Origin of the sequence: Anaerococcus jeddahensis, assembly GCF_001182725.1 — a bacterium.
In the GTDB taxonomy this organism is placed as follows: Bacteria; Bacillota; Clostridia; order Tissierellales; family Peptoniphilaceae; genus Anaerococcus; species Anaerococcus jeddahensis.
This window is the reverse complement of the sequence record NZ_CWHU01000005.1, coordinates 22,390-36,735: the sequence shown is the minus strand read 5'-3', so window position 1 is coordinate 36,735 and position 14,346 is coordinate 22,390. Positions and strand designations below refer to the sequence as shown.

At 31.7% G+C, this 14,346-nt stretch carries 9 protein-coding genes and 1 other annotated feature; all 9 genes read right to left on the bottom strand.

Annotated features, from left to right (window positions below):
* Positions 1-9: 9 nt before the first annotated feature.
* A complete protein-coding gene (locus tag BN2087_RS03220; protein WP_049690440.1) occupies positions 10-870 on the bottom strand; it encodes a MetQ/NlpA family ABC transporter substrate-binding protein in 861 nt (286 codons plus the stop codon).
* Between the two features lie 25 nt (positions 871-895).
* Positions 896-1,768, bottom strand: coding sequence for a MetQ/NlpA family ABC transporter substrate-binding protein (locus BN2087_RS03215; protein ID WP_049690439.1), 873 nt, complete (start codon positions 1,766-1,768; stop codon positions 896-898).
* A gap of 19 nt (positions 1,769-1,787) precedes the next feature.
* Positions 1,788-2,453 (bottom strand): methionine ABC transporter permease, encoded by a 666-nt coding sequence (locus BN2087_RS03210; protein ID WP_049690438.1) that lies wholly within the window; start codon positions 2,451-2,453, stop codon positions 1,788-1,790.
* Positions 2,440-3,468 carry a methionine ABC transporter ATP-binding protein gene (locus BN2087_RS03205; RefSeq protein WP_049690437.1) on the bottom strand — a complete coding sequence of 343 codons (1,029 nt, stop codon included), beginning with the start codon at positions 3,466-3,468 and terminating at the stop codon, positions 2,440-2,442. The genes BN2087_RS03210 and BN2087_RS03205 overlap by 14 nt, the downstream gene beginning before the upstream one ends.
* Position 3,469: 1 nt before the next feature.
* A complete protein-coding gene (locus BN2087_RS03200; protein WP_082144171.1) occupies positions 3,470-4,678 on the bottom strand; it encodes a M20 metallopeptidase family protein in 1,209 nt (402 codons plus the stop codon).
* A gap of 62 nt (positions 4,679-4,740) precedes the next feature.
* Positions 4,741-4,964: a binding site (T-box leader), on the bottom strand.
* Between the two features lie 443 nt (positions 4,965-5,407).
* A complete protein-coding gene (gene glmS, locus BN2087_RS03195) occupies positions 5,408-7,228 on the bottom strand; it encodes a glutamine--fructose-6-phosphate transaminase (isomerizing) (protein WP_049690436.1) in 1,821 nt (606 codons plus the stop codon).
* 351 nt (positions 7,229-7,579) lie between these two features.
* Positions 7,580-11,113, bottom strand: a complete 3,534-nt coding sequence (nifJ, locus tag BN2087_RS03190; RefSeq protein WP_049690435.1) for a pyruvate:ferredoxin (flavodoxin) oxidoreductase — start codon at positions 11,111-11,113, stop codon at positions 7,580-7,582.
* 96 nt (positions 11,114-11,209) lie between these two features.
* Positions 11,210-12,433, bottom strand: a complete 1,224-nt coding sequence (locus tag BN2087_RS03185; protein WP_049690434.1) for a dicarboxylate/amino acid:cation symporter — start codon at positions 12,431-12,433, stop codon at positions 11,210-11,212.
* A 299-nt stretch (positions 12,434-12,732) separates the two neighbouring features.
* Entirely contained in the window at positions 12,733-14,256 is a 1,524-nt protein-coding gene (locus BN2087_RS09185) for an ATP-binding cassette domain-containing protein (protein ID WP_148485516.1), read from the bottom strand.
* Positions 14,257-14,346 lie beyond the last annotated feature (90 nt).

Sequence of the window (14,346 nt, the reverse complement as noted above, 5' to 3'; positions counted from 1 at the left end):
TTTAATTTTTTACCAAGCTGGAACCCATGCTCCTCCTGTGAATTTTTCATAGTCTTTTTTGGTTTGATCTGTTTGATAGTAATTTTTAACAAAATCATTTAAAACTTTGTCGTCTTTTCTATCTTTTTTAGCTACAATTATATTCACATAAGGGTTGGAGTCGTCTACTTTTGATTCTTCAAATTTTAAAGCTGGATATTCAGTTGCAATTTTTGAATCAAGAGCGAAAGTATCATTTACAACTGCAATGGCAGCTGAATCTAGATTTCTTGCTGTTTGACTTGCGTCAACTTCTGTAATTTTTAGATTTTTTGAATTTTCTGTTATATCATCAACTGTAACAGATGATCCCTTGTCACCTTTTACTTTAATAAGTCCTGCATCTTGTAATAAGAATAGGGCTCTTGCTCCGTTTGATGCATCGTTTGGAATTACTACTTCATCATTTTCCTTTACTTCGTCCAATGATTTGTATTTTTTTGAATAAATTCCAAGAGGTGCAAGCATTGTATTTCCTATTGAAACAAGGTCTGTTTTGTGATCTTTGTTGTATTCTTCTAGATATTTTTTGTGTTGGTAAGCATTTAAATCAATGTCTCCAGATTCTAATGCTTCGTTTGGTTGGTTGTAGTCTGAAAATACTACAAGCTTAACATCATTTCCTGTTTTGTCTTTATATCTTTTTATAACTTCGTTTAATACGTCGTTATATTCTCCAACAACTCCAATTTTAATAGTTTGTTTACCTTTTGGATTTTCATTTGAATTTGAATTTGAATTTGATGTGTTTCTATTAGCTTCCTTGTTTCCACATGAGCTAAGTCCTACAAGTAGGGCAAGTCCTAAAGCTATTTTTCCTAATTTTTTCATTTTTTATCTCCTTAATTTTTTATATTTATTTCCAAGCTGGAATTTCTGAACCTTTCGTTTCTTTTTCTACTAATTTTTTAGTTTCATCTGTTTGATAATAATTCTTAATAAAGTTTTCTATAGTTTTTGAATCTTTATCTTCTTTTCTTGCTGCAATTATGTTTACATAGATTGCTTTTGCTGGATCATCCTTATCTTCAAGATAGATTGCATCTTCTGTTGGAACAAATCCTGCATCTACTGCTACTCCAGAATTTATAACTGATGCTGCAACTTCTGTAAGATTTCTTGCTGTTTGGCTTGCATCAAGTTCAATTATTTCTAGATTTTTTGGATTTTTCTTGATATTATCAAGAGTTATTGCATCTCCTTCTTTTCCTTCAAGCTCAAGTAAGCCTGCTGATTGAAGTAGGAAAAGGGCTCTTGCTCCGTTTGTTGGGTCGTTTGGAATTGCAATTTTGTCTCCGTCTTTTATCTCTTTTACATCTTTAATTTTGTCAGAATAAATTCCCATTGGAGCAAGTAGTGTATCTCCAACTGCAACTATATCTGTTTTGTGAGATTTGTTATAATCTTCCAAGAATTTTTTGTGTTGGAAGGCATTTAAGTCAATATCTCCAGATTTTAAAGCTTCGTTTGGTTGGTTGTAATCTGAAAATGGTACAATTTCTATTTTCTTTCCTGTATCTTTTTCAAATCTTTTTGCAATATCTTCTAAAACTTCATTCTTTTCTCCACAAACTCCAATTTTAATTACTTTAGCATCAGCAAATCTGTCTTCAGTTTTTGCTTGATTTGATGGGGAAGAATTTGAATTTGTATCATTCTTCTTATTTCCACATCCTGTTAAAGTTAGTACAAGTGACAATCCTAGGGCAATTTTCTTTAAGTTTTTCATCATTTTCCTCCTAATATTTTTAATGTGATGTTTTTTTTATGATTAAATTGGCAATGCCTTGGATGGCATAGACAATGATCAAAATAACTATTACCGATATAATAACTACATCGTTTTTGTATCTGTTGTATCCGACTGCTATAGCAAGATTTCCTATTCCTCCTGCTCCGATTGTTCCAGCCATTGCAGTAAGTCCCAAAAGTGAAATTAAGGTTATGGCTGAGGCTCTTACAAGTGATGGTAAGCCTTCTCTTAAATAAACTGCTGTTATAATTTCAAATGGTGAATTTCCCATAGCTTCCGCAGCTTCTATTACTCCCAGATCAACTTCTGCAAGAGCTTGTTCAACTTGCTTTGCAAAAAAAGGCACGCAAGAAAAAACTAAGGGAACTATTGCAGCTGTTGGTCCAATTCTTGTTCCTACAATTAAATTTGTCAAAGGACTTATTACTGCAAGTAAGATTATGAAAGGAACCGCACGGAAAAGATTTGTTATCTTATCCAAAATGCTATAAACTTTTTTGTTTTCCAAAATTCCTCCATCGTTTGTAACTACCAGTATTACTCCTATTATTAGTCCAAAAATTCCTGAAAATATGGCTGATAAAAATAGCATATAAAATGTAAGGCCTATATCTTCAAAAATTCTATCTTTTATTGAAAGTGCATAATTAAAGTATTCCATTACTATCTCCTAAAATTTGTACATTAGTTCCACCCGCTATCAAATATTCAATAGCCTTGTCGATATTTTCTCCTTCATCCTTGAAGGTTACTATAAGATTTCCAACTGGAACATTTGTAATAAATTCAATATTTCCTGCCAAAACATTTGTCTTGACCTTAAATTTCTCATAAATTTCATTTATTACAGGTTCTGTTGTTGACTCTCCAACATAGGAAAGTTTTACCAAAAATTCATCTTTTTTCAAAACTCCCAGATTGTTTTTAACTTCCTCAAGAGTTTGATTTACATTTGTTGAAGTTTCTACAAAATCTTTTGTAAGTTTGTGTTTTGGATTTGAAAATATTTCAAGGGTTGATCCTTCTTCAATAACTTTTCCATCTTGCATTACAGCAACCTTATTGCAAAGATCTTTTACAACTTCCATTTGGTGGGTGATTATTACAATTGTTATTCCAATTTTCTCTTTAATCTCTCCCAAAAGTTTTAAAATTTGCTTGGTTGTTTTTGGATCAAGAGCACTTGTTGCCTCATCACAAAGTAAAATTTCTGGATCTGAAGCAAGAGCCCTTGCTATGGCACATCTTTGCTTTTGACCACCTGATAATTCTCTTGGGAAAGAGTCAGCCTTATCACCAATTCCAACTAAGTCCAAAAGTTTTTGAGCCTTTTTAATTTTTTCTTCTTTTGAAAGATTTTCCTTTCTTATAGGAAAAATTACATTATCAATTACTGAAAGGTTATTCAAAAGATTAAAGTGTTGGAAAATCATCCCGATTTTTTTACGTCTTTTTCTCAAATCTTTTTGTGACAAGTCCAAAAGATTTTCTCCTTTTATTAAAACCTCTCCCTCAGATGGTTTTTGCAAAAGATTGATACATCTTACAAGAGTTGATTTTCCAGCTCCGGAAAATCCAACTATACCAAAGGCATCCGCCTTTTCAATTTTAAGATTAACTCTATCGACTGCCTTGAAACCATCAAAGTCTACGCTAATATTTTTTAGTTCAATCATCTTATCTTCCTTTTCTATCAAAATTTATTAAAAAATTTAAAGCACAAGCTAGTCCATAATAAAGACCGTCGTTGTCAACATCAAATTTTTCAGTGTGAGCTCCAGCTCCATATCCTTTTTCTTCGTTTTTTACACCGATTTTTGCAAAAACACTTGGAGCAATTTTTCCATATCCATAAAATGATTCAGATCCAAAAGAAACTTCTTCATCAACTCTTGCATTTGGTAAAATTTCTTCCAAAGAAGATCTCGCAAATTCTGAAAGATTTTCATCATTTGAAACCGGATAGGCAACCACTCTTGTGTAATCATTAAATTTAACCTTGCAGTCATAAATACTTGCAGTTTTTTTAGCAACATCTTTCAATTTTTCCAAGGCTTTTTCTCCAACCTCATCTTCAAAAAATCTCAAAGTCGCCTTTAAATTCGCCTTATCAGGAATAACATTTGAAGCAAAACCTGCATTTATTGACCCGATTCCTAAAGTTACAATTTTCTTTGGATCAAGGCCACTTGCCCAAGTTTGGTTTAGGTTATTTATAATAGCAACTAGGGCATTTATTGGAGAAATTAACAAGTCAGGTCTTGAACCATGGCCGCCTTTGCCGATTACATCAAAATCAACCCCAGCACAACCTGCGTAAACTTTTCCTTTGGAAATAGCAATTTTTCCTGTTGGAATTTCTGTATCAACGTGGTTTCCATAAATTGCATCAAATTTTATATTTTTTAAAGATTCTATCATAGCATGGATTCCAGCTCCTGTTTCCTCGCCTTCTTCAAAAATAAAATAAAATTTTCCATTTAATTTTTCTTTAAGATCACTTAGAATTTTTGCACTTGTAAGAGCAAGAGCCATATGAAAATCGTGGCCACAAGCATGCATTACGCCTTGATTTTTTGATACAACTTCTTTTTTGCCCCTTAAATTTTCTTCATTTTCCAAAATTGGAAGAGCATCTATATCAGTTCTTAGTCCCAAGATTTTACCTTGTTTTTTTGTATCAAGAATTGCCACAAAGCCTGTAGAATTTTCAACTTCTTGGGTTTCTAAGCCAAGTTTTTTACACTCATCTATTAGAAATTTACGAGTTTCAAATTCCTTGCTTGAAAGCTCTGGATGTTCATGAAGATAATTTTTAATTTTTTTGGCAAAATCTAAATTTTCCTTTACCAAATTTTTTATCTCTTCTGTACTTATATTTGTCATTTCAAAAACCTTTCTTTTCTAAATTTAAACAAATAAAAAAGTCCTTACTGTAGATAAACTACAATAAGGACGAAAATTTTCCGCGTTACCACCTTTTTTGCACTAAAAAATGCCACTTCAGATACTACCATATCCTAACTCTATAACGGGAGTTCCCGTATAAGTCTAAATATCGACCTATCCCATCTGAGACCATCTTCACCATACTTTTTATTTACCCCTCTCAGCTTAACAGGGCTCTCTGTAAAATAATCCATACGACTACTCTTCTCTTTATCTGGTTTGTTTTTAATCTATTTGATAAATCAATAATACAATCAATTAAAAATCCTGTCAAGTATTTTTTTAATTTTTATTAATTAATTTAGCATATTATAAATAAAATCCTGTAAATTTCAGGCTTTTACTTATAAATATTAAAAATAATTTATTGGGGATTTTTTTAAAAAATAAAAATAAAAAAGAAGCCCTAAGGCTTCTCAAGATTGCAGACAAACTTTAATTTAATAAATCTTAACAAAATTAAAATTAAATTAAGCTCTAACCCATCTCGACTAAGCGAGTGGAACGAACGCATGGAGAGATCTCATGAGATTTCTCGACTCACTACGTTCGCTCGAAATGGGTGTAAATTGAGTTTGTCAACAGTTCTGAGAAGCCCTAAGGCTTCTAATGGTTTTGGTAAAATAAATTCATTTATAATATACTGTATTTAATTATTTGTGCAAGTTATTCTACCGTTACTGATTTCGCTAAATTTCTAGGCTTATCAACATCAAGTCCTTTTGCACAAGAAACATAATATGCCAAAATTTGTTGAGGAATGACAGATAAAACTGGATAAAGTGGATCAATTGTCTGTGGAAGTTCGAAATTAAAGTTGGAAATTTCTTTCAAATGGTCATCTTTTTTTGAAATCGAGAAGATATTTGCCCCTCTTGAGATAATTTCTTTTACATTTGATATGGTTTTTTCCATTATATTTTCTTGACTTGCAACTACAACAACCGGTGTTCCTTTTTCAATTAAGGCAATGGTTCCGTGTTTTAATTCTCCAGCTGCCAAGGCTTCTGAATGAATGTATGAAACTTCTTTTAATTTTAAAGACCCTTCAATTACAGACTTATAATCAAGGCCACGACCTATATAAAACATTGAATCAAAATCTTTTATATCTTTTGCGTAAGTCTTTATTTTTTCGCTCTCATCTAAAATTTCCTTAATTTTTTCAGGAATTTTTTTCATTTCTGAAATTATTTCCTTGTATTTTTCTTCGCTTATAGTTTTAAGTTTTAATGAAAAATCTAGGGCAAGCATATATAAAGAAATAATTTGAGTTGTGTAGGCCTTGGTTGATGCAACTGCAATTTCTGGTCCTGCGTAACAATAAATTGTTTTATCAGCTTCCCTATCAAGAGATGAAGCTACAACATTTGTCAAAACCAAAGTCTTTGCACCTTTTTTCTTACCAAGTCTTAAGGCTGCAAGTGTATCAGCAGTTTCTCCAGATTGGCTTACCAAAATTATCAAAGTATTTTCATCAATAAAGGGATCATTGTACCTAAATTCACTTGCTATGTCGCAAATTACAGGAATTTTTGCAAATTTTTCCAAGGCGTATGCCCCAACAAGACCAGCATGATAGGCAGTTCCACAAGCAACTATATAGATTTTCTTGAAATTTTTAATCTCATCAAGAGAAAATGAATTTTCCTTAAAATCAACCCTATCACCAGTCATTTTAAATCTGATTGTATCCGCAATAGCCTTTGGTTGGTCAAAAATTTCTTTAATCATAAAATGATCAAAGCCTTCCTTGGTTGAATCTTCAAAAGAAAAATCAACTTTTGAAATTTCTCTTTGGATTTTTTGGAAATTTCTGTCATAAATTGTGAAAGATTCGCCCTTAATATCAACCAAATCTCCATTTTCAAGATAAATTACATCTTTTGTATATTTTATTATTGAAGGAAGGTCGCTTGCTGCAAGGATTCCCTCATCTGTTATTCCCAAAACAAGAGGACTTTCCTCTCTTAAAACTATAAGTCTATCACTTTCATCTTGGCACAAAATTCCAAGGGCAAAAGATCCTCTCAAATCATTTTTTGCTTTTTTTACAGCTTCTAAAATATCACCTTGGTAATATTTTTCAATCAAAACTGCAATAACTTCTGTGTCAGTATCAGACTTAAAGCTATATCCTTCCTTTTTGAGATTTTCTTTTAGCTCATTATAATTTTCAATAATTCCATTGTGAACTACAGAAATTTTTCCATTATTTGAAAGATGTGGGTGAGAATTTATATCTGAAGGGCCCCCGTGAGTTGCCCATCTAATATGGCCAATCCCAATATTCCCCTCGATTGGATTTTTTGAAAGCTCATCTTTTAAAACTTTAACCTTACCGCTTTTTTTGACAGTTTTAATTAAACCCTGATCGATAAGGGAGATTCCCGCCGAATCGTAACCCCTATACTCAAGCCTTTCAAGACCATCCATAATAATTTCTCTAGCATTTAGCCTTCCCGTATAACATACTATTCCGCACATAGTATCCTCCTAATATTAAATTTTAGAGGTATCACTTTATTTTCTTTGTCATAAGAATTGCTTCTTATTTTTGTTAAATACTGAGCCTGTGAAAGCTTTGGAGCACCCGCCGAATTTTCGATAACTCCATTCCTCGTCATCCCAAAGGGATCTGGCGCTTACTATATTTTTACCTCGTTTTTTAATTATACATTAAAAATATGAAATAAAAAAGTATAGAAAATATTAAATTTTTGCATAAATTTTTAAAATTTTTTCAAAATTTATTTTTAAAATAAAAACCAGACTTATATAAGCCTGGTTTTATAAAACACTTAGTGATTCATATGCTATTTTTAGGATTTAATTTTTTTATTTATTTTCCATTTTTTTGTAAGATTCTAATCTTTCTTTTGCAGCTTCTTCAGCTTCTGCATATAATCTATCTGCATCTTCTGGGAAAGCTTTTTTAAGGGATGCGTATCTTACTTCACCTTGTAGGAATTCTTGGAAAGATTCTGTAGGATCTTTTGAATCTAGAACAAATGGATTCTTGCCTTCTTCTTTAAGAAGTGGGTTGAATCTCCATAAGTGCCAATATCCACTTGCTACAGCTTCTTTTTCTCTTCTTTGAGTCTTGCCCATTCCTGCTTTTAGTCCGTGGTTTATACATGGAGCGTAAGCAATTATTAGTGATGGGCCGTGGTAGGATTCTGCTTCTTTTATTGCTTTTAGAGTTTGAGCTTGGTTTGCTCCCATTGCAACTTGTGCAACATAAACATAACCATAAGTTGTCATCATTAAACCAAGGTCTTTCTTTCTAACTTTTTTACCACTTGCTGCAAATTTTGCTACAGCTGCAAGAGGAGTTGCCTTTGAGCTTTGTCCACCTGTATTTGAGTAAACTTCTGTATCAAATACGATTATATTAATATCATCGCCACTTGCAAGAACATGGTCTACTCCAGAAAATCCTATATCATAAGCCCAACCGTCTCCACCATAAATCCAAACAGATTTTTTAACTAAATAATCTTTTAGATTTTTAATTCTTTCAATAATCTTATTAGCTTCTTCATTGTCAGTTTCATTTGCTATTAATGATTCAATTTTTATAGCTGCTTTCTTGCTTTCTTCAAAATCATCATTATTTTCTAACCATTCGTTGAATGCATCGTTTAGAGGTGTAGAAACTTTTAATTCTAAGAATTTTTTCATTAGAGTTTCTAGTAAGAATTTGTTTGATTTTGTTGCAAGAAGCATACCATAACCATATTCTGCTGCATCTTCAAACAAGGATGATGCCCAAGCTGGACCTTCTCCATTTTTATTTGTGCAATATGGCATTGATGGAACTGATGATCCCCAGATTGATGAACATCCTGTTGCGTTTGAAATAATTTGATGATCACCGTAAAGTTGAGTGATTAATTTTGCATAAGGTGTTTCTCCACAGCCTGCACATGCACCTGAGAATTCAAGTAATGGTTGGCTAAATTGTGAATTTTTAACATTTGTTGGGGCGATTTCATCGTCTTTATATCCAACTTCTTCGTGAGCAAATACCCAATTATCGGCTTGTTTTTCAATTTGTTCATCAATTGCTTTCATAGCTAAGGCTTTTTTTGGAGCTGGACATACGTCAACACAGTTTCCACATCCCATACAATCATATGGTGAAACTTGGATTCTAAATTCGTATCCTTCAAGTCCCTTGCCTATAGCTTTTTTAGTTTCAAATCCTTCTGGTGCTTTAGCTTTTTGTTCTTCATTTACTAAAAATGGTCTAATTGTAGCGTGTGGACAAATATATGAGCATTGGTTACATTGGATACAATTATCTATATTCCATTCTGGAACAAATAAAGCTATACCACGTTTTTCATATCTAGATGTACCTGCCATATATTGACCATCATCATAAGGTAAATAAGTTGATACTGGTAGGTCATCTTCTTTTAAGTTTATAATTGGTCTAACCATATTTTTGATAAAGTCTGGTTCATTTTCATTTTCATTTTCTCTATCATCTTCTAGGTTTTTCCATTCTTCCTTGACATTTATTTTTTGTAATTCTTCACTTGCACGGTCAACTGCCTTGTTGTTCATGTCAACAATATCTTGACCCTTCATACCATAAGATTTTTCAATAGAAGCTTTTAGATATTTTATAGCATCTTCTATTGGTAAAACTTCTGATAGGATGAAGAAAGCTGTTTGGATAACCATGTTTGTTCTGTGTCCAAGGCCTACTTCTTGAGCTATTTTTGAAGCATTTACTGTGTAAAATTTAATATTTTTATCTGCAATTTCTTTTAATAGGTAATTTGGAATATGTTCTTCGAGCTCTTCTTCTGACCAAATTGTATTTAATAAGAAAATTCCACCTTCTTTTAAGTTTTTAACAAGGTCATATTGTCTTACATATGCTTGTGGTGAGCATGATACAAAGTCAGCTTCATCTATAAAGTATGCAGCATTGATTGGATTTGGTGAAAATCTCAAGTGAGACATTGTTAGACCATTAGATTTTTTAGCATCATAGTCAAAATATCCTTGAGCAAACATATCAGTGTTATCACCGATAATTTTAATTGCATTTTTATTTGCACCAACTGTACCATCTCCACCATTTCCCCAGAATATACAACGTGTTGTTTTTCCGTCAGAAATTACAAAACTTTCATCAACTTCAAGAGATGTATGAGTTACATCATCATTGATTCCAACTGTAAAGTGGTTTTTAGGCTCATCTTTTGCTAAATTATCAAATACAGATTTAAAGTGAGCAGGTCTTGTATCTTTTTGTCCAAGTCCATATCTTCCTGCAATTATTTTTGGATTTCTATCAGAATCTGCGAACGCTTCTAATACATCTAGGTATAGAGGCTCTCCAGCTGATCCTTTTTCTTTTGTTCTATCTAGTACTGCAATTCTTTCAACTGTTTCTGGAATCGCTTCTAGTAAATGTTTAGTTGAGAATGGTCTATAAAGATGAACTTTTACAAGTCCTACTTTTCTACCTTCTTTATTTAATTCTTCTACTGTTTGTTGAATTGTATCAGTACCTGAACCCATGGCTACAATTATATCAGTTGCATCTTCTGCACCAACATAGTTAAATAATGAATAATTTGTTCCTATTTTTTCATTTACCTTATTCATATAATCAATAACGATTTCTGGAATTGCATTATAAGCTTTATTTTGAGCTTCAGCCCTTTGGAAATATCCACTTTTTTCAAATACACCACGCATAGTTGGTCTATGTGGATTTAAGGAATCGTTCTTAAAATCATCAATAGCTTTCCAATCAACCATATCTTCAAATTGATCATAGTCCCAAACATCAATTTTTTGAATTTCGTGACTTGTTCTAAATCCATCAAAGAAATTTACAAATGGAACTCTTCCTTTAATAGCTGCTAGGTGAGCTACTGGTGATAGGTCCATAATTTCTTGAACAGAGCCTTCTGCAAGCATAGCAAATCCTGTTGCTCTTGCTGCCATTACGTCTTGATGGTCGCCATACATGTTGATTGCAGATGTTGACAAAGAACGAGCTGCTACATGGAAAACTGCAGGAAGTCTTTCTCCTGCTATTTTGTACATATCAGGAATCATTAGTAGAAGTCCTTGACTTGCTGTGTATGTAGATGTAAGTGCTCCTGCTGCAAGCGATCCATGTACTGCTCCTGCTGCTCCTGCTTCGTGTTGCATTTCTGTAACTGATACAGGATTTCCAAATAGATTCAATCTTTCATTTGCTGCCCATTTATCAATAAATTCTGGCATTGGTGAAGATGGAGTTATAGGATAGATAGCTGAAACTTCACTAAAAGCGTAAGAAACATGAGCTGCTGCTGTGTTACCGTCCATGGTAACTTTTCTTCTCTTTATTGTCATAAAAATTACTCCTTTTTAATAAATTTTCATATTCTTTCTCTTAAGATCATAAGCCCAAAAATAGAACTCAAAAGAGTTCTATTTTTTATTGCTTTTTTATTGCTTAACTAATTCGTCAATATATTCTGCATTTGCTGCTGGATCTAGTTTAAATCCTGAGATTTTATTTACGATACAAGCTATAGCAGCATCTCCTGTGATGTTACATGCTGTACCAAATGAATCTTGAGCAACATATAATGCTATGATTAATGCTGTCATAGGTTCTGTAAATCCAAGCATAGATTGAAGAATACCTAATGCTGCCATTACTGCTCCTCCTGGAACTCCTGGTGCTGCTACCATTGTAACACCAAGCATAAGGATGAATGGGAACATGTGTTGGAATCCTACATCTGATCCATTAAGCATAAGAATTGATAATGAACATGATGTAAGGGTTATTGTTGAACCTGATAAGTGGATTGTTGCACAAAGTGGAATTACAAAGTCTGCTATACCTTTGTTTACACCTAATTTATAAGTTTGGTTAAGTGTAACTGGGATTGTTGCTGCAGATGATTGTGTTCCTATAGCTGTCATGTAAGCTGGAATCATAGTCTTGATTTTTGAGAATGGACTTCCACCTGAAAATGAACTTGCTACAGTAAATTGTGTAGTGATTGTTAGGTAATGAAGTATCAATACCATGATAAATACTCTTGCAAATACTGATAATACTACTGCTACAGTTCCTTCATAAGCCATGTTTGCAAAAATACCACAAATGTGGAATGGCAATAATGGAATTACGATATTTGAAATTAATTTTGTAATAATATCAGAAAATTCATGAACTGCTTTTTTAAGTACATCTGCTTTTGCAGCTGCTATACCAACACCTAGGATAAATGAAATAATAAGTGCTGTTGTAACTGAAAATACTGGATCCATTGGTGATTCAAATATTTTCTTTAAAGCTTTTCCTGAGTTTTTCTCTGGGTCGAATGAAATTGCTCCCTTTTTAATAAAGTTAGGAAGAACAACGCTACCTACAAAATATGTAATAGTTCCAAAGATAACGGTTGACAAATATGCAATACCTGCTGTAATTGCTAGAGTCTTTCCTGCTGAATCTCCTAGATCTGCTATACCTGGAATTACAAATCCCATAATGATTAGTGGAATAACAAAACCTAAGAAGTTGCCAAATAGACCATTGAAAGTAATTAATATTCTAACTAAAATCCTTAAAACGTCAACTTTTTGACCTGCAAGTCCTATTAGAATACCTAGAATGATTGCAATAATTAGTCTTGGCAATAAACCTAGTTTCTTCATTTCTATTTTTCCTCCTTGAAATGAATTATTTTGATCTTAAGATCACCTAAATAATATCAGTTTTAAATTTTCATGTCAACATTTTCATAACTTTTTCGAATTTACTTTTCAAATTATTTAAATAATGTTATTTTTTTATTAATTTCCCTCCAATAAAGGATTTTCATTGATAATATAAGTCTATTTTTTTACATATTTGGCCCATATTTTTTAAATATTTTTGGTATTGTTTTCCTTCATTAAAAAAATAAGACTTACTGAAATCTTAGTAAATCTTATTTGTGGTTTTCTATTCATTTTTAAATTTCTATAATTTCATCAAATTTATTCAATATTTCCTCATCAATTTTATGAGTTATTATAATGACTGTTTGGTCTAGTGATAGAAGTTTTTCCAAGACTTCTTTTGAATTTTTTCCATCAAGGGCTGCTGTTGGTTCATCGTAAATCATAATGGGTCTTGTTTCAACAAGAGATCTTAATATGCTTATTCTCATCATCTCTCCACCAGATAATCCCTCGTTTTTACTTATCTTATCACTCAATTTTTTATCTATATTAAAAACAGATAAGTCAATCTTTTTGTCCCTTTTCTTTCTATAAAAATTTATATTATCTTCCAAACTCCCGTCTATTATATTTGGCTTTTGGTCAACATATAGAATATAATCCCTATAATCAAAATCTTTAATATTCTCACCATTTAGAAATATTTCTCCCTTATTAGGAGAAATTTCTCCACATAAAATTTTTGCCAAAGTTGATTTTCCCTTGCCAGATTCTCCTCTTATTAAATATTTATTTCCATAAGAAAAATCAAAATTAAAATCATCAATTATTTTTTTATTTTCGTATGAAAAAGAAATATTTTTGACAGAAAGATCTATTGGATAAGATAAGTCCAAAGATTTTTTCTTCCTTTCTTTTTGATTTAAGATATTTTTAATATTTTCATAGATAGGCTTTGATTCGTTATACATAGAAATAAATGAAGATAAGGCTATAACCGGATCAACTATATAATTCATAAGTTGCACTACAGAAATTATGGAACCGACTTCAATTTCTCCCCTAAAAGCAAGAAGACCACCAAATATAAAAATCAAAATATATGAAAAAGAACCAAGACTTTGGGAGGATATATTAGAAAAGGTGTTGATATTTTTTAAATCTTTCCTGTTTTTTTCATGGTCAAATTCAATCCTACTTTTTTCATCAATTAGCTTATCTTCAACCTTGTATCTCAAGTATTCATTTTTTTGGTCTAATTTTCTCCCTATATATTTTTGATAAAAGTCATAAAATTCGTTAAATTTTCGGGATTTCTCTTGAATATTTTCCCCTAGAAGTAAAGGCATCAAAATAGGTAAGCTTGCTCCAATTATTGCGACAGGTAGGAGTTTAAAATTAATATAAATAATAGAAATTACAGCAAAAAACATAGTCAAGGCTAGGTTTATGGCATTTATTTTTACCATAAAGCGATTGGCATAAAGATTTTCAGTATTAGTTGTGTAGTTTGCAATATTTATTTCCTTATTATTTTTCAAATCCTTTTTAAAAAGTTCATTTTTTAAACCAATAAATTTTTCCATCCCAATCCTATAATTAAGTCTAAAAGCTAAATTTGACGAAATAAAATTTATCAAAACTAAAAATGCCAATTTTATAAGGTTTGATTTAAATTCTCCCAAATTCAAATTTGAAATTGAAGTTACAACTTTCCCCATAAAAATCCCAATTAAAGAAAGACTTGATGATGTAAAAATCAACAGCAAGATTATAAGTGAATAAGCTATTAAAGATTTTGATTTGTTTTTCATAAATTTTTCCTATTATTAAATGTAAATATTTCTATTATTCTACCCATAAATTTGAGTTTTCTTCTTTATTTAATTTTAAATTTTCCAATC